The sequence below is a fragment of the Actinophytocola sp. genome (genome assembly GCF_009379765.1).
Classification (GTDB): Bacteria; Actinomycetota; Actinomycetes; order Mycobacteriales; family Pseudonocardiaceae; genus Actinophytocola.
This window is the reverse complement of record NZ_WHTD01000084.1, coordinates 1-19,448: the sequence shown is the minus strand read 5'-3', so window position 1 is coordinate 19,448 and position 19,448 is coordinate 1. Positions and strand designations below refer to the sequence as shown.

General features: G+C 72.8%; 20 protein-coding genes and 1 pseudogene. 12 read left to right on the top strand and 9 right to left on the bottom strand.

Features of this window, described 5'->3' with window-relative positions:
* Positions 1-45: 45 nt before the first annotated feature.
* The 3 genes and pseudogenes from GEV28_RS24225 to nudC all read right to left on the bottom strand — a co-directional run bounded on the left by GEV28_RS24225 (position 46) and on the right by nudC (position 3,255).
* Positions 46-1,314, bottom strand: a complete 1,269-nt coding sequence (locus GEV28_RS24225) for a phosphoribosyltransferase family protein (RefSeq protein ID WP_291414449.1) — start codon at positions 1,312-1,314, stop codon at positions 46-48.
* Positions 1,315-1,539: 225 nt separating this feature from the next.
* A pseudogene (locus tag GEV28_RS24220) lies at positions 1,540-2,303 on the bottom strand (class I SAM-dependent methyltransferase).
* 64 nt (positions 2,304-2,367) lie between these two features.
* On the bottom strand, positions 2,368-3,255 hold the full coding sequence (gene nudC, locus GEV28_RS24215; RefSeq protein WP_291414448.1) for an NAD(+) diphosphatase: 888 nt from the start codon (positions 3,253-3,255) through the stop codon (positions 2,368-2,370).
* 134 nt (positions 3,256-3,389) lie between these two features.
* On the opposite strand from nudC, the gene GEV28_RS24210 reads away from it, so the two are divergent.
* The 6 genes from GEV28_RS24210 (at position 3,390) to GEV28_RS24185 (ending at position 8,442) form a co-directional block, all read left to right on the top strand.
* Positions 3,390-3,911, top strand: coding sequence for an XdhC family protein (locus tag GEV28_RS24210; RefSeq protein WP_291414447.1), 522 nt, complete (start codon positions 3,390-3,392; stop codon positions 3,909-3,911).
* Between the two features lie 425 nt (positions 3,912-4,336).
* Complete coding sequence (gene fabG, locus GEV28_RS24205; protein WP_291414446.1) at positions 4,337-5,092, top strand: 3-oxoacyl-ACP reductase FabG; 756 nt, start codon at positions 4,337-4,339, stop codon at positions 5,090-5,092.
* A gap of 8 nt (positions 5,093-5,100) precedes the next feature.
* Positions 5,101-5,553: a MaoC family dehydratase gene (locus GEV28_RS24200; RefSeq protein ID WP_291414445.1), complete on the top strand. Its 453-nt coding sequence runs from the start codon at positions 5,101-5,103 to the stop codon at positions 5,551-5,553.
* A complete protein-coding gene (locus tag GEV28_RS24195; RefSeq protein ID WP_291414444.1) occupies positions 5,550-6,734 on the top strand; it encodes an acyl-CoA dehydrogenase family protein in 1,185 nt (394 codons plus the stop codon). Before GEV28_RS24200 ends, GEV28_RS24195 begins: the two co-directional genes overlap by 4 nt.
* On the top strand, positions 6,731-7,834 hold the full coding sequence (locus tag GEV28_RS24190) for an acyl-CoA dehydrogenase family protein (protein WP_291414443.1): 1,104 nt from the start codon (positions 6,731-6,733) through the stop codon (positions 7,832-7,834). Before GEV28_RS24195 ends, GEV28_RS24190 begins: the two co-directional genes overlap by 4 nt.
* 59 nt (positions 7,835-7,893) lie before the next feature.
* Complete coding sequence (locus tag GEV28_RS24185) at positions 7,894-8,442, top strand: TetR/AcrR family transcriptional regulator (protein WP_291414473.1); 549 nt, start codon at positions 7,894-7,896, stop codon at positions 8,440-8,442.
* 173 nt (positions 8,443-8,615) lie between these two features.
* Here the strand turns inward: GEV28_RS24185 and GEV28_RS24180 are convergent, their stop codons facing one another.
* Positions 8,616-9,401 (bottom strand): DeoR/GlpR family DNA-binding transcription regulator, encoded by a 786-nt coding sequence (locus GEV28_RS24180; protein WP_291414442.1) that lies wholly within the window; start codon positions 9,399-9,401, stop codon positions 8,616-8,618.
* A gap of 41 nt (positions 9,402-9,442) precedes the next feature.
* On the opposite strand from GEV28_RS24180, the gene GEV28_RS24175 reads away from it, so the two are divergent.
* The 5 genes from GEV28_RS24175 to GEV28_RS24155 all read left to right on the top strand — a co-directional run bounded on the left by GEV28_RS24175 (position 9,443) and on the right by GEV28_RS24155 (position 13,382).
* The gene (locus GEV28_RS24175) at positions 9,443-10,345 is read left to right on the top strand and encodes an ROK family protein (protein ID WP_291414441.1); all 903 of its coding nucleotides are present in this window, start codon (positions 9,443-9,445) and stop codon (positions 10,343-10,345) included.
* The gene (locus GEV28_RS24170; RefSeq protein ID WP_367115171.1) at positions 10,327-11,259 is read left to right on the top strand and encodes a 1-phosphofructokinase family hexose kinase; all 933 of its coding nucleotides are present in this window, start codon (positions 10,327-10,329) and stop codon (positions 11,257-11,259) included. Before GEV28_RS24175 ends, GEV28_RS24170 begins: the two co-directional genes overlap by 19 nt.
* Positions 11,240-12,073, top strand: a complete 834-nt coding sequence (locus GEV28_RS24165) for a class II fructose-bisphosphate aldolase (protein ID WP_291414440.1) — start codon at positions 11,240-11,242, stop codon at positions 12,071-12,073. Before GEV28_RS24170 ends, GEV28_RS24165 begins: the two co-directional genes overlap by 20 nt.
* A 32-nt stretch (positions 12,074-12,105) precedes the next feature.
* Positions 12,106-12,414, top strand: a complete 309-nt coding sequence (locus tag GEV28_RS24160; protein WP_291414438.1) for a helix-turn-helix transcriptional regulator — start codon at positions 12,106-12,108, stop codon at positions 12,412-12,414.
* 143 nt (positions 12,415-12,557) lie between these two features.
* A complete protein-coding gene (locus GEV28_RS24155; protein WP_367115170.1) occupies positions 12,558-13,382 on the top strand; it encodes an SRPBCC domain-containing protein in 825 nt (274 codons plus the stop codon).
* A 438-nt stretch (positions 13,383-13,820) separates the two neighbouring features.
* Here GEV28_RS24155 and GEV28_RS24150 read toward each other — a convergent pair whose 3' ends face one another.
* The 3 genes from GEV28_RS24150 to GEV28_RS24140 form a co-directional block, all read right to left on the bottom strand.
* On the bottom strand, positions 13,821-15,068 hold the full coding sequence (locus GEV28_RS24150) for an aminotransferase class III-fold pyridoxal phosphate-dependent enzyme (RefSeq protein WP_291414437.1): 1,248 nt from the start codon (positions 15,066-15,068) through the stop codon (positions 13,821-13,823).
* A gap of 65 nt (positions 15,069-15,133) precedes the next feature.
* The gene (locus GEV28_RS24145; protein WP_291414435.1) at positions 15,134-15,763 is read right to left on the bottom strand and encodes an MBL fold metallo-hydrolase; all 630 of its coding nucleotides are present in this window, start codon (positions 15,761-15,763) and stop codon (positions 15,134-15,136) included.
* Positions 15,763-16,848, bottom strand: coding sequence for an S-(hydroxymethyl)mycothiol dehydrogenase (locus GEV28_RS24140; protein WP_291414434.1), 1,086 nt, complete (start codon positions 16,846-16,848; stop codon positions 15,763-15,765). Before GEV28_RS24140 ends, GEV28_RS24145 begins: the two co-directional genes overlap by 1 nt.
* A gap of 349 nt (positions 16,849-17,197) precedes the next feature.
* Between GEV28_RS24140 and GEV28_RS24135 the strand changes: the two genes are divergently transcribed.
* Positions 17,198-17,365, top strand: a complete 168-nt coding sequence (locus GEV28_RS24135) for a hypothetical protein (protein WP_291414432.1) — start codon at positions 17,198-17,200, stop codon at positions 17,363-17,365.
* A gap of 45 nt (positions 17,366-17,410) precedes the next feature.
* Here GEV28_RS24135 and GEV28_RS24130 read toward each other — a convergent pair whose 3' ends face one another.
* Positions 17,411-18,292 (bottom strand): hypothetical protein, encoded by an 882-nt coding sequence (locus tag GEV28_RS24130; RefSeq protein WP_291414431.1) that lies wholly within the window; start codon positions 18,290-18,292, stop codon positions 17,411-17,413.
* Positions 18,293-18,374: 82 nt separating this feature from the next.
* The coding region (gene cofH, locus GEV28_RS24125; RefSeq protein WP_291414430.1) for a 5-amino-6-(D-ribitylamino)uracil--L-tyrosine 4-hydroxyphenyl transferase CofH at positions 18,375-19,448 on the bottom strand (1,074 nt) is incomplete at its 5' end.

Below are 19,448 nucleotides of genomic sequence, written 5' to 3'. Positions count from 1 at the left end.
GACCCGCGAGTCCGACGCTCGGGACCCGCGAGTCCCCCGTCTGGGTCAGCGGCGCGTCCCAAGGTGCTCCTCGAACCAGCCCACCGCCAGCCGCTCCACCTCGTCCAGCGCGCCCGGCTCCGCGAACAAATGGCCCGCCCCCGGCACCACCACCAGATCCGTCCGGCACCGCAGCCGCCTGCGGGCCGCCGCGTTCAGCGCGAGCACCTCCTGGTCCCGACCGCCGACGATCAGCAGCGTCGGCGCGTTCACCGCCGGCAGGCTCCCCGCCGCGAGGTCCGGACGCCCACCACGGGACACCACCGCCGACACCCTCACATCGGGCGACGGCGCCGCGGCCGCCCGCAACGCCGCCGCCGCACCGGTGCTCGCGCCGAACAACCCGATCGGCAGCCCGGCGAGCCGCCGGTCGTCCCGCACCACCGCCGCGACCGAGCGCAGCCGCGAGGCCAGCAACGCGATGTCGAACACCTTCGACCGGTCGCCGGCCTCCGCCTCGTCCAGCAGGTCGATCAGCACGGTGCCGAAACCCGCGCGGTGCAAGGAGTCCGCGACCGCGACGTTGCGCGGACTGTGCCGCCCGCTCCCGCTACCGTGCGCGAAGATCACCACACCCGCCGGCCGCGCCGGCACGAACAGGTGACCCGGCAGCCGCCCGCAGACCACGATCGGCTCGTCGGCCACCGTCGCGGACTCCTCCAGCAGCCGGCGCACCCGCTTGTCCGGCACCTGCGCGAAGTCCTCGTACCACTGCCCCACCGCCAGGAACCGGCTCGGCAGCAGGCCGCACACGACCTCGTCGGCGATCTCCCGCAGCCGGGCGACCGTGTCCGCCGGCGCCACCGGCACCGCGAGGACGATCCGGCGCGCGCCCAGCCGGCGCACCACCCGGATCGCCGCGATGACCGTGGCGCCGGTGGCGATCCCGTCGTCCACCAGGATCACCGTGCGACCGTCGAGGCTCGGCCGCGGCCCCGGCCGCAGCGACCCGGCCCTGCGGTCGATCTCCCTGCGCTCACGCGAGATCTGGCCGCCCAGACCGGCCCAGGTGAGGCCCAGCTCGGCCAGCACCTCGTCGTTGCGCACGGTCACGCCGTCCTCGCCGATGGCGCCGACCGCCAGCTCCATCCGGTGCGGCGCGCCGATCTTGCGCACCAGCACGATGTCGAGCGGCGCGTCGAGCGCGGCGGCGACCTCGGCCGCCACCGGCACACCGCCGCGGGGAAGGCCGACCACGACCGGGTTCTCGGCCCGCAGGTGACCAAGCCGCTCGGCCAGCCGGCGACCCGCGTCAGCCCGGTCCCGGAAGCGCATGGCGTCACCTCCAGCCCACAGTGTCCCCCGCGTCGGCGCAGGTCTAAACCCCCACGCGGGTTCCTTGCCGGCCACCACGCCAAGGCGTAGAATCGAACGCATGAGCGATACCTGCTCGTGCCCTGGCTGCGGCCGACCGATCATGGGAGACGACATCGACCACACCGAGTCCCCACCCGACCACTCGTACTCGCGCGACGCCAACCTCACGCCGGTGCTCCGCCGTCAGCTCACCACGTCCGGCTTACGTGCCTCGATCAGGAAGCGCGTGGTGTGAGCCAGGAACGGGCCGTCGGCCGCCATCCGGTCGGGTAGCGACCGGAGCGTGTCGCGGTACTCGGCGACGGTGAAGCCGGGCACCATCCAGATCACCTTGCGCAGGAAGTAGACCACCGCGCCGATGTCGCGGAACTCGGTGCGCAGTCGCTCCATGCGCAGGTCGACCACCTCGAGCCCCGCGGCTTCGGCGGCGGCTCGCGCGTGGTCCGGGTGCCGACCGTTCCGGTCCTCATCGGGCCGCGGTCCGAGGAAGTACTCGACGAGCTCGAACACGCTCGCCGGTCCGACCTCCTGGGACAGGTGGGTGCCGCCGGGCCGCAGCACCCGGGCGATCTCCTCCCACCACGCGCGCACCGGATGCCGGCTGACCACCAGGTCGAACGCGCCGTCCGCGAACGGCAGCGGCGGCTCGTCCCGGTCGGCCACCACCGTCACGCCGCGCGGCCCGAACAGGGCCGCGGCTCGCGCGAGGTTGGGCGGCCACCCCTCGGTCGCCACGGTCACCGGCGGGAGCCGCGGCGCGGTGGCGAGCACCTCGCCGCCACCGGTCTGGATGTCGAGCGCCACTCGCGCGCGAGCCAGCCGCTCGCCCATCAGCCGCGCGTACCCCACGACGGCCGCTCCTCGGTGGCCCGCCCGTCGAGCCAGGAGAAGTCCCAACCCTCGACCGGCGCGGCGTCGGCCCCGGCCACGAGCTCATCGAAGTCCATGCCCGATCCGACCACCGGAAAGCCATGTCCCGCAACCGAGTTGACCTCCACCGAGGTCCGAGCATCAGCCCTCGCCGAGCCAGGTCTCGATCAGGAACGCCTCGATCGAGTCCGGCCGGTCCCGTCCGTCCGCGCGGTGCGCGGCGACCAATGCCACCACCTCGTCCGGGGTGAACCAGTGGGCCTCGAGAAGCTCGTCGCGATCCACCACCACCTCGTCGGACGCGGCGACCGCGCGGAAGCCCACCATCAGCCCGGACGGGAACGGCCACGCCTGCGACGCCTGGTACCGCACCGACGCCACGCGCACCCCGGCCTCCTCGGCGAGCTCGCGGCGCACCGCCTCCTCCAGGCTCTCGCCGATCTCGACGAACCCGGCCAGCGTGGCGTACGCGTTCGCGGCCGCGCCGCGGTGGCGGGCGAGCAGGCAGCGGCGCGCTGGTCCGGGCGCGGTCACCAGCATGATCACCGCCGGCTCGATGCGCGGGAACCACAACTTGCCGCATCCACCGCAGACCCGCTGGTGGCCGGCGTGCCGCGGTTCGGTCGCGCTGCCGCACACGCCGCAGAACCGCTGGTGGCGGGCCCAGTGCAGCATGCCGCGCCCGTAGGCGAGGGTCGCCGCCTCCTGCGCGTCGAGCGTGCGGAACAGCCGGCGCACGTCCACCACCGCGTCGGCCTCGGCCCTGCCCAGCGCGTCGGGCTCGGCCAGGTCGGACAGGTCGACGGCGAACACCCCGGCCGCGCCGTCCATGCCGAGGAACACCGCGTCGGGCGTCCCCGGCACGGTCACCGGCCGGCCGCCCGCGGTGAGGCAGCCGTCCCGCCAGAACGCGTGCACGCGGGTGTCCAAATGCGACCGCGCCGCGTCGACCCAGTCCGGATCGGCCCGCCGCCCACCGGCGCGGTCGAGCGGCAACCCGTTGTACGGCAGTGTGACGTTCGGTGGCACGCGTGCCACCCTAGTGTCACGTGATCCTGATCTCCTAACGCCCGCCGCGGCCCACGCGGCCCCTGGCCGCGTTGGCGAAAAGCCCAAGTACAACCCGGTACGAGGACCTTCCGCCGCCTTGCGACACTAGGCCTATGGAGACCGACCCGACCTGCGCCGTCGCCCATGGCGACGCGCTCGCACCGACCGAGACACGCACGTTGGTGGCGGTGTTCGCCTCGCCGGTGGCGGACTACCTCATCCGCTACGGCCGCGACCTCGGTTACCGCACGACGCTGGTCGAGCCCGAGCCCGAGCGCGCCCGGGTGCCCGACGACGAGGGCGCCGAGACCACCGTGCTCGCCGGTCTGCCGCCGGACATCGACGGCGACACCGACGTCGTGGTCACCGACCATCACCGCCCCGAGCTGGGGACCTACCTGCGCGACGCCCTGGCCCTGGACGTCCGGTGGGTCGGCATCATGGGCAACCCGCGGCACCCCGGCCCGCACGTCACCGCGCTGAAGGACCTGGGCGTCCCCGACGACGACATCGCCAGGGTCCACCGGCCGATCGGGCTCAACATCGGCTCCCGCACGCCACCGGAGATCGCGATCGCGACGCTGGCCGGCCTGATCGCCGACCGCAACGCCAAACCCGGCGGCTTCGACTTCTGACCCGGCCCGCGGTCGTTGTGCCACGCTGTCTCCATGTCGAAGCCAGACCCCGGCGCCACCAGCACGCCCGAAGCGCCGGCCTGGCGCGGTCTCGGCGGCGACCTTCCACCGCTGCCCGACCCGTGCGATGCCGTGTCGTCCTCCCACGTCGCCGTGTCGCCCTCCCACGTCGCCGTGTCGACCTCCCACGTCGCCACGTCGACCTCCCACGTCGCCCCGGCCTCGGTACCCGCCCGGATCTTCTCGCCGACTACCTCCAGCGCGACCAACGCTCGCAATGGAACAGCTCGATGCGGCAAATCGCGGTCACTCCGGCCGGCCCCACCGGCTGAGCCCGCGCGGCAGGTTGCCGACCAGGCCACGCGCGAGGTAGCTTGCTAAGCGCTTGCTTAGCTCGATCGGACTCGGCGTGGAGGAACAGAACCGTGGCCCACTCCCGTGTAGCGATCGTCACCGGTGCCGCTCGGGGCATCGGGGCGGCGGTCGCCCAACGACTCGCGCAGGACGGATACTCGGTCGGGGTCGTCGACCTCACCGAGGAGTCGGGTGCCGGCACCGTCGCGGCGATAGCCGACGCCGGCGGCAAGGCCGTCGCGATCGGGGCGGACGTCACCGACGCCGGCGCGGTGAAGGCGGCCGTCGAGCGGGTGGCCGCGGAGCTCGGGGCACCCACCGTCCTCGTCAACAACGCCGGCATCACCCGGGACAACCTGCTCTTCAAGATGACCGAGGACGAGTGGGACGCGGTCCTCGGCGTGCACCTGCGCGGCGCCTTCCTCATGAGCCGCGAGGTGCAGAAGCACCAGACCGAGCAGGGCTGGGGCCGCATCGTCAACCTGTCGAGCACCTCCGCCCTCGGCAACCGCGGCCAGGCCAACTACTCCGCCGCCAAGGCCGGCATGCAGGGCTTCACCAAGACCCTGGCGATCGAGCTGGGCAAGTTCGGCGTCACGGTCAACGCGATCGCGCCGGGGTTCATCGAGACCGACATGACCGCGGCCACCGCGGCGCGGCTCGACATCGACTTCGAGGACTTCAAGAAGGGCGCCGCGGCGGCCATCCCGGTGCAGCGCGTCGGCCAGCCCGAGGACATCGCCGCCGTCGTCTCGTTCTTCGTGCGTGAGGAGTCGGGATTCGTGTCCGGCCAAGTGATCTACGTGGCCGGCGGACCGAAGGACTGAGGAGCAGCATGCGCGACTTCGCCGACCTCGACGAGCTGACCGCGGCAAAGGGGGAGCACCTCGGCCACGGCGACTGGCTCGAGGTCACCCAGGACCGCATCGACCAGTTCGCCGACGCCACCGGTGACCACCAGTGGATCCACGTCGACGCGGACAGGGCCAAGGACGGGCCGTTCGGCACCACGATCGCCCACGGCTACCTCACGCTCTCCCTGATCCCCATGCTGGGCAAGCAGATCTACCGGGTCGGCGGCATCAAGATGGGCATCAACTACGGCCTGGACAAGGTCCGCTTCCCCTCCGTCGTCCACGTCGGCGCGCGGGTCCGCACCGGCATCGAGCTCGTCGAGGTCACCGACCGCCAGGAGGGCAAGCTGGTGATGGTCCGCCACACCGTCGAGATCGAGGACAGCGAGAAGCCTGCCTGCGTCGCCGACTCGCTCGTGTTGTATGTCCGATGAGCCCCGACGAGCTGCGCGAGCAGGCCCGCGCGTTCCTGGCCGCCAACGACCCGTCCACTCTCTCCCTGCTGGACTTCCTGCGGGCCCGCTACGACGCCGGACTCGCGTGGGTGCACTTCCCCGTGGGGCTCGGCGGGCTCGGGCTCGCGCGTGAGCTGCAGGCCGTGGTCGACGCCGAGCTGACCGGCGCGCCGGACAACGACCCGCGCAAGATCGGCATCGGGCTGGGCATGGCCGCGCCGACGATCCTCGCCTTCGGCACCGACGAGCAGAAGCAGCGCCTCCTGCGTCCACTGTGGACCGGCGAGGAGGTCTGGTGCCAGCTGTTCTCCGAGCCGGGCGCGGGCTCCGACCTGGCCGCCGCCGGCACCCGGGCGGTCCGCTCGGAACGGGACGGGGTGGCGGGCTGGCAGGTCACCGGGCAGAAGGTCTGGACGTCGAGCGCGCACACCGCCCGCTGGGCGATCCTGCTCGCCCGCAGCGACCCCGACGTCCCCAAGCACGCCGGCCTGTCCTACTTCGTGCTCGACATGACCGACCCGGGCGTCGAGGTGCGGCCGCTGCGCCAGATCACCGGCGAGGCCGAGTTCAACGAGGTCTTCATGACCGACGCGTGGCTCCCGGACTCGGACCGGCTCGGCGAGGTCGGCGACGGTTGGCGGGTCGCGCAGACCACGCTGATGAACGAGCGGGTCGCGATCGGCGGGCGGCCGACACCGCGGGAGGGCGGCATGATCGGCGTGGTCGCCGAGACCTGGCGCTCGAACCCGGACATCCGCACGCCGGAGCTGCACGACCGGCTGCTGGACCTGTGGGTGCAGGCCGAGGCGTTGCGGCTGGCCGGCAGCCGGCTGCGCCAGCAGCTCGCGGTCGGCTCGCCGGGGCCGGAGGGCTCGGCGATGAAGCTCGCGTTCGCCCGGCTGTCCCAGCAGCTGTCCGGGCTCGAGGTGGAGCTCCTCGGCGAGGAGGGTCTGCGCTACGACGACTGGACGTTGCGCCGGCCGGACCTCGTCGACTTCACCGGGCGCGAGGCCGGGTACCGGTACCTGCGGGCCAAGGGCAACTCGATCGAGGGTGGCACCTCAGAGGTGCTGCGCAACATCATCGCCGAGCGTGTGCTCGGGCTGCCCGCCGAGGCGCGGGTCGACACCAAGGTCGCGTGGAAGGACCTGCCGCGGTGAACCTTCTCTACACCGACATCGAGGACCAGCTCCGGGCGAGCGTGCGCGACCTGCTCGCGGACCGCGCGCTGCCGGACGCCATCCTGGCCCGCTGCGAGACCGACAAGCCGCTCGACCTCGACCTGTGGCGCTCGCTCACCGAGCTGGGCGTCGGCTCGCTGCACGTGCCCGAGGAGCTCGGCGGGCAGGGCGCGTCCACCCGGGAGGTCGCGGTGGTGCTGGAGGAGCTCGGCCGGTCCGTCGCGCCGGTGCCGTTCCTGGGGAGCGCCGTGCTGGCCACGACGGCGCTGCTGGGCTGCGAACCGACCGACGCGGTGCGCGAGCTGCTGGACGCGCTCGGCGCGGGCCGGTCGATCGGCGCGCTCGCCGTCTCCCTCGCCGCCGCACCGGGTTCGGCCTTTCCGCCGACCGTGCGGGCCGACGGTTCCGCGCTGCACGGGCAGGTCCGCTCGGTGGCCGACGCGGGTGCCGCGGACGTGCTGATCGTGCCGGCCGTCGGGCAGGACGGCGCACGGCTGCACGCGGTGCCGGTTGGCCAGGCAGGGGTCACCGTGACGCCGGTGGTGTCGTTGGACCTGACCAGGCCGATCGCGGACGTGTCCTTCGACGGCGCGACGTCCACCGTGCTCACCGGCGACGCCGAGTCCGCTGTGGACGGTGCACTGTGGACGGCAGCGGGGCTGCTGGCGTCCGAGCAGGTGGGCGTCGCCGAGTGGTGCGTGACCACCACGGTGGCCTACCTCAAGGAGCGGCACCAGTTCGGCCGGCCGGTCGGCTCGTTCCAGGCGCTCAAGCACCGGCTCGCCGACCTGTGGCAGGAGCTCGCGCTGGCCAAGGCGGCCGCCCGGCACGCCGCCGACACCGGCGGTGTCGGGGACGAGGGCCGGCTCGCCGCGAGCATCGCGAACTCGCTGTGCTCGACGGTGGCGGTGCACGCGGCCGAGGAGTGCGTGCAGCTGCACGGCGGGATCGGCATGACCTGGGAGCACCCCGCGCACCTCTACCTCAAGCGGGCCAAGGCCGACCAGATCGCGCTCGGCACGCCGGGCCGGCACCGTGCGTTGCTCGCGCCGCTCGCGAACCTGCCCGGACCGGCGTGACCCGGGCACGTCCCGACGAGCTGTGGCCGGACGTCCGTCCGGAGGCGGCGCGCCGGCTGATGGCCGCGGCCGTCGAGTCGTTCGCCGAGCGCGGCTACCACGCCACGACGACGCGGGACATCGCGAGCGGTGCCGGGATGAGCCCGGCGGCGCTGTACGTGCACTTCCCGGCGAAGTCGGCGGTGCTGTTCGCGATCAGCCGAAACGGCCACGAGCGGACGCTGGCGATGGTCGAGTCGATCATCGCCGCCGACCCCGACCCGGTCGGCGCGATGGGCACGCTGGTCGAGAAGTTCGTCGCCTGGCACGCGAAGCGGCACGTGGTGGCGCGCGTGGTGCAGCACGAGCTGGCCGCGCTCCCGCCCGACGACTACGCGGTGGTGGCCGATCTGCGGCGGCGCACCGAGCAACTGGTCCGCGACCTGATCAACCGCGGCGTCGAGGCGGACGTGTTCGCGGTGCCGGACGTGCGCACCGCCGCCCGCGCGGTCCTGTCGCTTGGCGTCGACGTGGCCCGCTGGTACTCCCCGACCGCCAAGCCGTCGCCGACGGTGCTGGGCCGCCAGTACGCGGAGCTGGTGCTGCGCATGCTCGGCCACCAGCCCTGACCTGTCCACAGCCGGCATCGACATCGCCCAGAACTGTCGGTCTCGCCGAATAGACTGGAAAGCGGGGGCCCCCGCGACTCCGGGGTGTCCACAGGTACACGTCGGTGCGGCCGGAGCTGTCGGTGCCAACCCGTACGCTGGAAACCGGGGCCGGAGGCCAAGCCGGCCACCGCTCAGACGGTCTGCACCATCACGCCTTCCACCTCGAACGTCTTCACCAGGTCCTCGGAGGCCGCGTCGTCGGTGATCAGCATGTCGATCGACGATGTCGGGCAGATCTGGGCGAACGCGTGCCGGCCCAGCTTGGAGCTGTCCGCGGCCACCACGATCTGCCGCGCCCGGTCGGCCATCAGCCGGTTGATGCTCGCCTCGCCCTCGTGGTGCGCGTAAGCACCGTGCACCGGGTCGATCGCGTCCACGCCGAGGAACACCGTGTCCATCGTGATCTCACCCAGGATCCGGGTCGCGAGCGGGCCGGTCAGCTCGAAGGACTGCGGCCGCGCCACGCCCCCGGTCACCACGATCTTCACATGCGGCCGCACCGCCAGCTCGCCGGCGATGTTGAGCGCGTTCGTCACGATCGTCACCGCGGGCTCGTCCGCCGGGGTCGCCAGGTCGGGACGGATCGCCAAAGCGCGGGCGATCTCCGTGGTCGTCGTCCCGCCGTTGAGCCCGACCACGCCGCCGCGGGACACCAGCGCCGCCGCGCCGCGGCCGATCCGCTCCTTCTCCGACGCGTGCCGCGCGGCCTTGTAGCGCAGCGGCAGGTCGTAGGCCACGTTGCTGACCACCGCGCCACCGCGGGTCCTGGTCAACAGCTGCTGCTCGGCGAGGTGGTCGAGATCGCGCCGGATGGTCGCCGCGGACACGGCCAGCTCGGCGGCGAGGTCGTCGACGTCGACCTTGCCGCGCCGGCCGAGGAGGTCGAGCAGGGTGCTCAGCCGTTCGTAGCGATCCACATGGTGCAATGTAAACCCCCTCAACCTGCGGAGGACGTGACATGGACCGGCTCGTCGCGGCCATCGACGTCGGCGGTACCTCGATCAAGGCCGCGCTCGTGGCCGAGGACCTGCGCGTCGTGCACACCCACCGCACCGCCACCCGGCGCGTCGACGGCTCGGTCGACGTGGCGCAGATCGTCGAGCTGATCGCGGCGCTGCGGGCCGAGGCCGGCGCGGCGCGGGTGTGCGGGGTCGGCGTCGCGGCGCCCGGGATCATCGACGAGGAGCACGGCGTCGCGCGCGCCGCGGTCAACCTCGGCTGGCGTGAGCTGCCACTGCGCGCGCTGCTGTCCGAGGCGGCCGGCATGCCGGTGGCGCTCGGCCACGACGTGCGGACCGGCGGGCTGGCCGAGTTCACCGTCGGTGCGGCCACCGGCGTGCGGAACGCGATGTTCATGCCGATCGGCACCGGCATCGCGGCCGCCGTACTGGTCGACGGCCACCGGCTCGACGCCGACGGCTACGCGGGCGAGATCGGGCACGTCGTCGTCGATCCACAAGGGACGGTGTGCGGGTGCGGGATCCGCGGCTGCCTGGAGACCGTGGCGTCGGCGGCACACATCGCCCGCCGCTACGCCGAGGCGGGTGACCGGCCGGTCACCCGCGCGGCGGACGTGGCGCAGGCGGTCCGGGCGGGCGAACCGGCCGCCGTCGCCGTGTGGGAGCGCGCGGTGGACGGCCTCGCCACCGCGCTGACCACGGCGATGACGTTACTGGCGCCGGAGATCGTGGCGATCGGCGGCGGCCTCGCCGAGTCCGGCGACACGCTGCTGGTGCCACTGCGGGCGGCGCTGGTCGGCCGGACGACGTTCCAGCGGATGCCCAAGATCGTGCGTGCGTCGCTCGGCGACAACGCGGGCTGCATCGGGTCGGCGATCATGGCGTGGCGGGCGGTCGGGTGATCCTGACGGTCACACTGAACGCGGCGCTCGACGTCACGTACCGCGTGCCCGTCGTCCAGCCCGGCGCCGAGCACCGCGTCGAGCCCGGCGGCACGCGGGCCGGCGGCAAGGGGGTGAACGTGGCCCGGGTGCTGCACGCGCTCGGGCACGACACGCTGGTCACCGGGTTCGCCGGCGGCGTCACCGGGCTGGCGATCCGTACCGAGCTCGACACCGCCGGGATCCGGGAGGCGCTCGTCGACATCGACGCGCCGGCCCGCCGCACGGTCACCGTGGTGTCCACTGAGGACGGCACGGCGACGGCGTTCAACGAGCCGGGGCCGCCGGTGTCCGTCGGGGACTGGACGCGGTTCGTCGCCACCTACCACTCGCTGGCCTCGCGCGCGGACGTCGTCGTCCTGTCCGGGAGCCTGCCGCCCGGCCTGCCCGACCACGCGTACGCGCAGCTGATCGGCGCGACCAGCACCGCGACGATCCTGGACACCGCGGGCCGGCCGCTGCTCGCCGGCCTGGCCGCCCGTCCGCACGTGGTCAAGCCCAACGCCGAGGAGCTGGCCTCGGCCACCGGGCTCGACGACCGGCCGGCCGCCGCACGGTGGTTGCGCGAGCGGGGCGCGGGCGCGGTCGTCGCGTCGCTCGGCGCGGCGGGCCTGCTCGCGGTGACCGGCGACGGGACGTGGCGGGTGTCGTGCCCGGAACCCGTGCACGGCAACCCGACCGGTGCGGGCGACGCATGCGTGGCCGCGCTCGCGGTCGGGCTCGCCACCGGCGCCGACTGGCCGTCGCTGCTCGCGGACGCGGTGGCGCTGTCGGCCGCCGCGGTGGCCGGCCCGCTCGCCGGCGACGTGGACCTGGACACGTACCGGCGCCTGCTCTCGACCGTGGAGGTACAGGATGCTCACGCCGACCGCTGAGATCGTCGACGCCGCGGCGAGGGCCGGCCGTGGCGTGGGTGCGTTCAACGTGATCCAGCTCGAGCACGCGGAGGCGCTGGTCGCGGGTGCCGAGGCGGCGGGCGCGCCGGTGGTGCTGCAGATCAGCGAGAACGCCGTGCGCTACCACGGTTCCCTGGCCCCGCTCGGCTCGGCCGCGTTGGCGGTCGCGCGGGCGTCGGCCACCGCGGTGGCCGTGCATCTCGACCACGCCACGGATGTCTCGCTGGTGCACGAGGCGGTGCGGCTCGGGTTCGGCTCGGTGATGTACGACGCGTCCACGATGTCCTATGCGGACAACGTCGCGTCCACTTCGGACGTCGTGGCGCACTGCCACGCGCACGGCGTGTACGTCGAGGCGGAGCTCGGTGCGGTGGGCGGCAAGGACGGCGTGCACGCGCCCGGCGCGCGTACCGATCCGGACGAGGCGCGGGGGTACGTTGAGGCGACCGGGGTGGACGCGCTCGCGGTGGCGGTCGGCACGTCGCACGCGATGCTCACCCGGGACGCGGCGATCGACCTGGAGCTGATCGCCCGGCTGCACGCGGCGGTGCCGGTGCCGCTGGTGCTGCACGGGTCGTCGGGCGTGCCGGACGCGGACCTCACCCGCGCGGTCGCCGCGGGCATGACGAAGATCAACATCGCGACGCAGCTCAACAAGACCTTCACCGCCGCCGTACGCGCCTACCTGGCCTCGAACCCCGAGGTCGTGGACACCCGCAAGTACCTCGGCGCCGGCCGGGCCGCGGTGGCCGCCGAGGTGGCCCGGCTGCTCGGCGTCCTCGGGGCCCGGTAGCGCGTTCATGCCACTTGGGCTATATTGCCGTCATGGCATCTACATTCGAGGTGCTGGCCGAGCCGCGCAGGCGGGAGATCCTCGATCTTCTGCGCGACGGTGAGCGGCCGGTCGGTGACCTGGTCGAGCGGCTGGCGCTGACCCAGCCGACGGTGTCGAAGCACCTGAAGGTGCTGCGGAGCGCCGGGCTGGTCGAGGTGCGCCAGGACGCGCAGCGGCGGTGGTACCGGCTGCGCCTGGAGCCGCTGGTGGAGCTCGACGCGTGGCTGGAGCCGTACCGTCGCATGTGGACGGCCAGTTTGGACGCCTTGGAACGTCGCCTGGACGAGATGGAGGACTGATTCGCCGTGACCGAGCGTGCGACTTTGCGGACGATCGACGGGCAGCCGGTGCTGCGCTTCGAGCGGAGGCTGCGCCACTCGCCCGCCAAGGTGTGGCGGGCGGTGAGCGAGCCGGCCGAGATGGCCACTGGTTCCCCGCGACGGTGGAGGCCGAGCTGCGGCCGGGCGCCCCGATGCGGTTCACGTTCCCGGAAGAGGCCGTGGTGGACGGCTCGTGGGACGGCGAGGTGCTCGAGGTGGATCCGCCGAAGGTGTACATGTTCCGGTGGAACCTGGACGTGCTGCGGATCGAGCTGATGCCCGACGGTGACGGCTGCCGGCTGGTGTTCACCCAGACGATAGGCGGCGGCCGGGTCGGCCGGTTGGGTGCAGGCCGCACCGCGGCGGGCTGGGACCAGTGCCTGGACATGCTGTTGGCACAGCTGGACGGCGAGTCGGTGCCCACGCGCGAGGACTGGCTGCCGCCCATGGAGGGCTACATCGAGGAGTTCGGCCTCGGTGCCGGTTCGGTCCGCACCACGGACGACGGCTTCGAGCTGCACTTCGCCCGCGACCTGGGGTGGAAGCCCCCGGCCGACGTGTGGGCGCTGATCGTGGCGGACGGCGCGCCCGCGATCGGCGGCGAGCCCCCACTCCGCGCGACGAACGCCTATGTGCCGCCGGGCCGCCTCACGACGGTCGACAAGCCACGGGAGCTGGCGTACGAGTGGCTGCACGACGGGGCGCCGGCGGGCACCGTCCGCTGGACGGTCGAGTCGGACGAGAGGTTGGGGGTGCGGGTCGAGCTGACCCAGACCGTGCCCAGCCACCTGGCCGAGGTCCGCGCGACGGCGTTGGCCGCGTGGCACGTGCGGATGGAGCTGTTCTTCGCCGCGATCCACGGCGAGATCCGGTGCCCGTGGCCGAAGGACCGGACCGAGGAGCTGGCCAAGCACTACGCGGCGGAGCTCGACCGGCTCACCGGCTGACCCACCGGTGGCCTCCGGCCCCCGGCGTCAAGTCTACGGAGCGGCAACGACGGTTCCGGCCGCGCCGCCGCGCGCCTGTGGACAACCCCGGAGTCGCGGAGGCCCCCGATTTCCAGTCTAGTGTCGCGTGATCCTGCTCCTTTGCGTCCGCTGTGGATCAACGTGGTTCCTGGCAAGGCGGAGGAAAGTCGCTCGTACTGGGTGTACTTGGGCTTTTCTCCAACGCGGCCAGGGGCCGCGTTGGCCGCAGCGGCGTAAAGGTTTCAGGGTCACGCGACACTAGGAGCGGGCCCCGACGGTTTCGGGCGCGCGAAGCCGAGCCTGTGGACAACACCCGGCCCGGCACTGACTGTCCACAGGTGACGTCACGCGGGCCGAAACCGTCGGTGCCCGCCGGTAAAGTGGATACCGGGGGCCGGAGGCCAGCGGGGTCAGCCGTCACACGGCGGCCAGGGCCTCCCGCCACAGGGCCAAGCCGTCGTCGATCTGCTCAGCGGTCACCACCAGGGGCGGGATCATCCGCACCACGTTGCCGGCCGGGCCGCAGGTCAGCAGCAGCAGGCCCGCGGCGACGGCCGCCTGCTGCACCCGGGCCGCCGTGGCCGGGTCGGGGGTGCCGTCGCGGTCGACGAACTCGTTGCCCAACATCAGACCCAAGCCACGCACGTCGCCGATCGCCGGGACGTCCGCCGCCGCCTTCGACAGGCCCTCCCGCAGCCGAGCACCCATCGCGTCGGCGTTCTCGACCAGGCCCTCGGACCGCACGACGTCCAGCGTCGCGAGCGCGGCCGCGCACGCCACCGCGTTGCCGCCGTACGTCCCGCCCTGCGAGCCCGGCCACGCCTTCGCCATCAGCTCGCGCGGCGCGGCGATCGCCGACAGCGGGAACCCGCTGGCCAGCCCCTTCGCCGTGATCACGACATCCGGGCGCACGTCGAAGTGGTCATGGCCCCAGAACCGGCCGGTCCGCCCGAAGCCGGTCTGCACCTCGTCGGCCACCAGCAGGATCCCGTGCCGGTCCGCACGCTCCCGCAAGCCCTGCATGAACTCCGTGTTCGCCGGGACGTACCCACCCTCACCGAGCACCGGCTCGACGAAGAACGCCGCCGTCTCGGCCGGCGCGGTGAGCGTCGCCAGCACGTAGTCCAGCTCCCGCAGCGCGAACCGGGTCGCCTCCTGCTCGGACCAGCCGTAGCGGTATGCGGTCGGGAACGGCGCCACCACGACCCCGCCCATCAGCGGCGCGAACCCGGCCCGGAACTTCGTCGCCGACGTCGTCATGGACGCGGCGCCGATCGTGCGGCCGTGGAACGATCCGTGGAACACCACGACGTTCGCGCGGCCGGTGGCATGCCGGGACAGCCGCAGCGCCGCCTCGACCGCCTCGCTGCCGGAGTTCACGTAGAACAGCGTGTCCAGCCCGGAAGGCAGCACCTCACCCAGGCGCTCCGAGAGTGTCAGCAGCGGCCGGTGCAGCACGGTCGTGTACTGGCCGTGGATCAGCTTCGCCGCCTGCTCCTGCACGGCCGCGACGACCCGAGGATGGCAGTGCCCGGTGCTCGTCACCCCGATGCCGGCGGTGAAGTCCAGGTACCGGCGCCCGTCCTCGTCGAAGAGGTACACGCCCTCGCCCCGTTCGGCCAGCACCGGCGTCGCCTGCTTGAGTATCGGGGACAGCTCAGCCATCAGCACTCCTCCTATGGATTGTCGACAATCCTACGGACGAGGTTAGGCGGCGGCCAGGGCAGTGGCTAGTGACCTCGCGCGATCCACTCCTCCACGTGCGGTGCCTCGGCCCCGATCGTGGTGTCGTCGCCGTGGCCGGTGTGCGCCACGGTCTCCTCGGGCAGCGTCAGCAGCGTCGACCGGATCGAGTCGACGATCGTTCCGAAGTCCGAGTACGACCGGCCGGTGGCGCCCGGACCGCCGCTGAACAGCGTGTCCCCGGTGAACACCACGCCGAGCTCCGGCACGTGGAAACACACCGCACCAGGCGCGTGGCCCGGTGTGTGCAGCACCCGGACCTCGACGCCGGCCACGCGGAGCACGTCACCGTCGGCGAGCGCGGCCGACGGGCGGTCCGACGAGTGCGCGAGGCGCCACAGCACGTCGTCGGCGGGATGCAGCAGCACGGGCGCGTCCACCTGCGAGGACAGCGCGGGCGCGGCGTTCACATGATCGTCGTGGCCGTGCGTGCAGGCGATCGCGAGTACCTCGCGCTCCCCCACCGCGGCGGTGATGGCCGACGCGTCGTGCGCGGCGTCGATCACCAGAACCTGCTCGTCGTCGCCGAGGAGCCAGACGTTGTTGTCGACCTCCCAGCTGCCGCCGTCGAGGTTGAACGTCCCGGAGGTGACGACCTTCTCCACCCGGGCGGCCACTAGAAGACCACCACCGAGCGCAGCACGTCGCCGTGGTGCATCTTGGTGAACGCCTCCTCGACCTGGTCCAGTGCGATGGTCTCGGTGACGAACGCGTCGAGGTCCAGCTTGCCCTGCAGGTACAGGTCGATGAGGTACGGGAAGTCGCGCGAGGGCAGGCAGTCGCCGTACCAGCTGGACTTGAGCGAGCCGCCGCGGGAGAAGAAGTCGATCATCGGCATCTCGAGGCGCATGTCCGGGGTGGGCACGCCGACGAGCACGACCGTGCCCGCGAGGTCGCGGGCGTAGAACGCCTGCTTCCACGTCTCCGGCCGGCCGACCGCCTCGATCACGACGTCCGCGCCGAACCCACCGGTGAGCTCCCGCACGGCCTCGACGACGTCCCCCGCACCGGCGTTGACCGTGTGCGTGGCGCCCAACTTGCCGGCCCACTCGAGCTTCCGGTCGTCGAGGTCGACGGCGATGATCCTGGTGGCGCCCGCGAGCGCGGCGCCGGCGACCGCGGCGCTGCCCACGCCGCCGCAGCCGATCACCGCGACGCTGTCGCCGCGGCTGACCCCGCCGGTGTTCACGGCGGCACCGAGGCCCGCCATGATCCCGCAGCCGAGCAACCCCGCCGCGGCGGGCGACGCGGCCGGGTCGACCTTCGTGCACTGTCCACTGTGGACAAGCGTCTTCTCGGCGAACGCGCCGACGCCCAGCGCCGGGGAGAGCGGGGTGCCGTCGGTGAGCGTCATCGGCTGGGACGCGTTGAACGTGCTGAAGCAGTACCAGGGCCGGCCGCGCAGGCAGGCACGGCACGTGCCGCAGACCGCACGCCAGTTGAGGACCACGTAGTCGCCGGGCGCGAGGTCGGTGACGCCGGCACCGACGGACTCGACGACGCCCGCCACCTCGTGCCCGAGCAGGAACGGGAACTCGTCGTTGATGCCGCCCTCGCGGTAGTGCAGGTCGGTGTGGCAGACGCCGCAGGCCTGGACCGTGACCACCGCCTCGCCCGGGCCGGGATCGGGCACGACGATCGTCTCGATCTCGACCGGCGCGCCCTTCGACCTGGCGATGACGCCCCGAACCTGCTGAGCCATGGGCCACCTCGTCCTCTCATGCACTGGTGCGTACGTGTACTTGTACCAGCCGGGCGCGCGGACCTGGTGGACTGAGTTTCGCGTGCGGCCGGAATTCTCTTGCGGACAGGATCTGTCCGCAGCGGCTGCGAGGCTCGAGCCATGACGACCTCGCACAGCTACCTCAGCTACCGCGACGCGCCGGCCGCCCTCGACCGGCTCACCCGCGCGTTCGCCTTCGAGATCACCATGCGCTACGACCACGGGCCCGGCACCGTGACCCACGCCGAGGCCCGCCCGGGCGACGCGGCGATCATCGTCCTCGGCGACACCGGCGCCGGCTGCACCCGGCCCGAGCCGGTACCTGTGCGTGCCCACCGAGGCCGATGTGGACACCGTGTGGGCCCGCGCCGTCGAGGCGGGCGCGACGCGCGGGTGGAAGCCGGAGCGCACGGAGCGGAACGACCGCTGCCGGGTGCGCGACCCCGAGGGCTACGCGTTCGGCATCCACGAGCCGGGCGCGCCCCGGACCTGGTGACATGGCGGGCGGTCCGGCCTCGGGCCGCCCGGTCCTGTCGTCCCGTCAGGCGTTCTGCGCGCCGTTCCAGATGTCGTAGGCCAACGAGCCGTAGTAGCTGCCCGCCGCCGCGGCGCCGTAGCTGCCGAAGAACGTGCCGACCTGGTAGGCCCACCCTTCCGGCTGCCAGTTGATGTTCCACGAGCCGCCGCTCGCGCCGCCGGACATGCCGTCGCAGTTGTCCATCAGCTGCTGGCCCTGCGGACCCGCGTAGGCGTTGCCCTCGCAGCGGTGCTTGACGTCGGTGGCGGCCGGGATGCCGACGATGTACGCGTACTGGTTCACCGCCTGGTTGAAGGCGATCCCGTTGGTGCCGACCACGTCGCCGACCGGTCGCCCGTCCTTCTGGTTGAGCACGATGAACGCGAGGTCGTTGGTGATCCCGTCGCCGCCGGTGGCCCAGCCTGCGGACCGCCAGTCCCACCAGCCGTGCGGGGCGTTGCCACCGTTGTAGTCCGGCGCGTAGCGGAAGTTCGTGCCGCCGTCGTTGAAGCCGCAGTGCCGCGCCGTCGCGATGACCGACCGGTTGTTGCCGGCCACGACGGTGGCCGAGCAGATCCAGTCACCGCCGTTGGCCGAGAACAGGAGCCGGCCCGTCGTCTCGGGCACCCCGCGGGTCACCGGCGCGGAGCCGGGCACGGTGACCGGCTTGCCGTCGGGAGCCGCCGTGGTCGCCGCCGTTCCCGGCGCGGCCGGGACGGGCGCCGGCTTGGCGTTCGCCATCCGCCGCGGCGTCCAGTAGGCGTCCATCGCCGCGGCCGTCTTGTGGTTGACGGCGGTGCGGACCTGGACGGCCGAGAAGTCGGCCGGAGTGTCGGCCGAGGCGGCGGTCGGTGCCGCGATGATCGTGCACAGGGTGAGCCCAGCAGCAAGGAACCGTGGTCGCATGACGCCCCCGACTCGTCGATTGGTCTATACCAACCAAAGAGTAAGCGGTCGGCGACGCACCGTCTATGACACAACCGGACAATCAGCCGCTGACCAACGGCAGGAGGTTCGCCCGCCAGACACCGTCGTGCTCGCGGGCGGTCGCCAGGCGCTCGGGCGGCACGGAACCGTAGGTCGTGCCGCGCTGGCGGGCCGGGCGGCCGACGGCATGCGCCAGCGCCTCCAGGTCGGCGATGGTCTTGTAGCTTCCGTTGTCGGAGCCGGCCATTCGGCTGATCGTCTCCTCCATCAGCGTGCCGCCCAGGTCGTTCACGCCGCCGCGCAGCACGTCCAGCACGCCCCGCTCGCCCAGCTTCACCCAGCTCGTCTGGATGTTGTCGATCCGGCCGTGCAGCAGCAGGCGGGCGAGCGCGTGGACCGCGCGGTTCTCCAGGTGCGTCGGGCCGGGGCGGGCGATGCCGGCCAGGTACAGCGGCGCGTTCGTGTGCACGAACGGCAGCAGCACGAACTCGGTGAACCCGCCCGTGCGCGCCTGCAGGTCGCGGATCAGCTTGAGGTGCGCCACCCAGTGCGACGGGTTGTCGACGTGCCCGTACATCATCGTCGAGGTGGTGGGGATGCCCAGGTCGTGCGCGGTCGTCACGACGTCGACCCACGCGGCGGTGGGCAGCTTGCCCTTCGTGAGGATCCACCGCACGTCGTCGTCGAGGATCTCGGCCGCGGTGCCGGGCAGTGAGTCCACTCCGGACTCTCGGGCGGCGGTGAGCCAGTCGCGGATGGACAGGTTGGTCCGGGACGCGCCGTTCACGACCTCCATCGGGGAGAACGCGTGCACGTGCAGGCCCGGCGCGTGCTTCTTGACCTCCGCGGCGAGGTCGAAGTACGCCGTGCCCGGCAGGTCCGGGTGGATCCCGCCCTGCATGCACACCTCGGTCGCGCCGACCGCCCACGCCTGCGCGGCTCGCTCGCTGACCTGGTCCAGCGACAGCGTGTACGCGTCGCTGTCGGTGCGCCGCTGGGCGAACGCGCAGAAGCGGCACCCGGTGTAACAGACGTTGGTGAAGTTGATGTTGCGGGTCACGACGTAGGAGACCGCGTCGCCCACCGTGTCGCGCCGGACGTCGTCGGCCAGGGCACACACGGCCTCCAGCTCCGG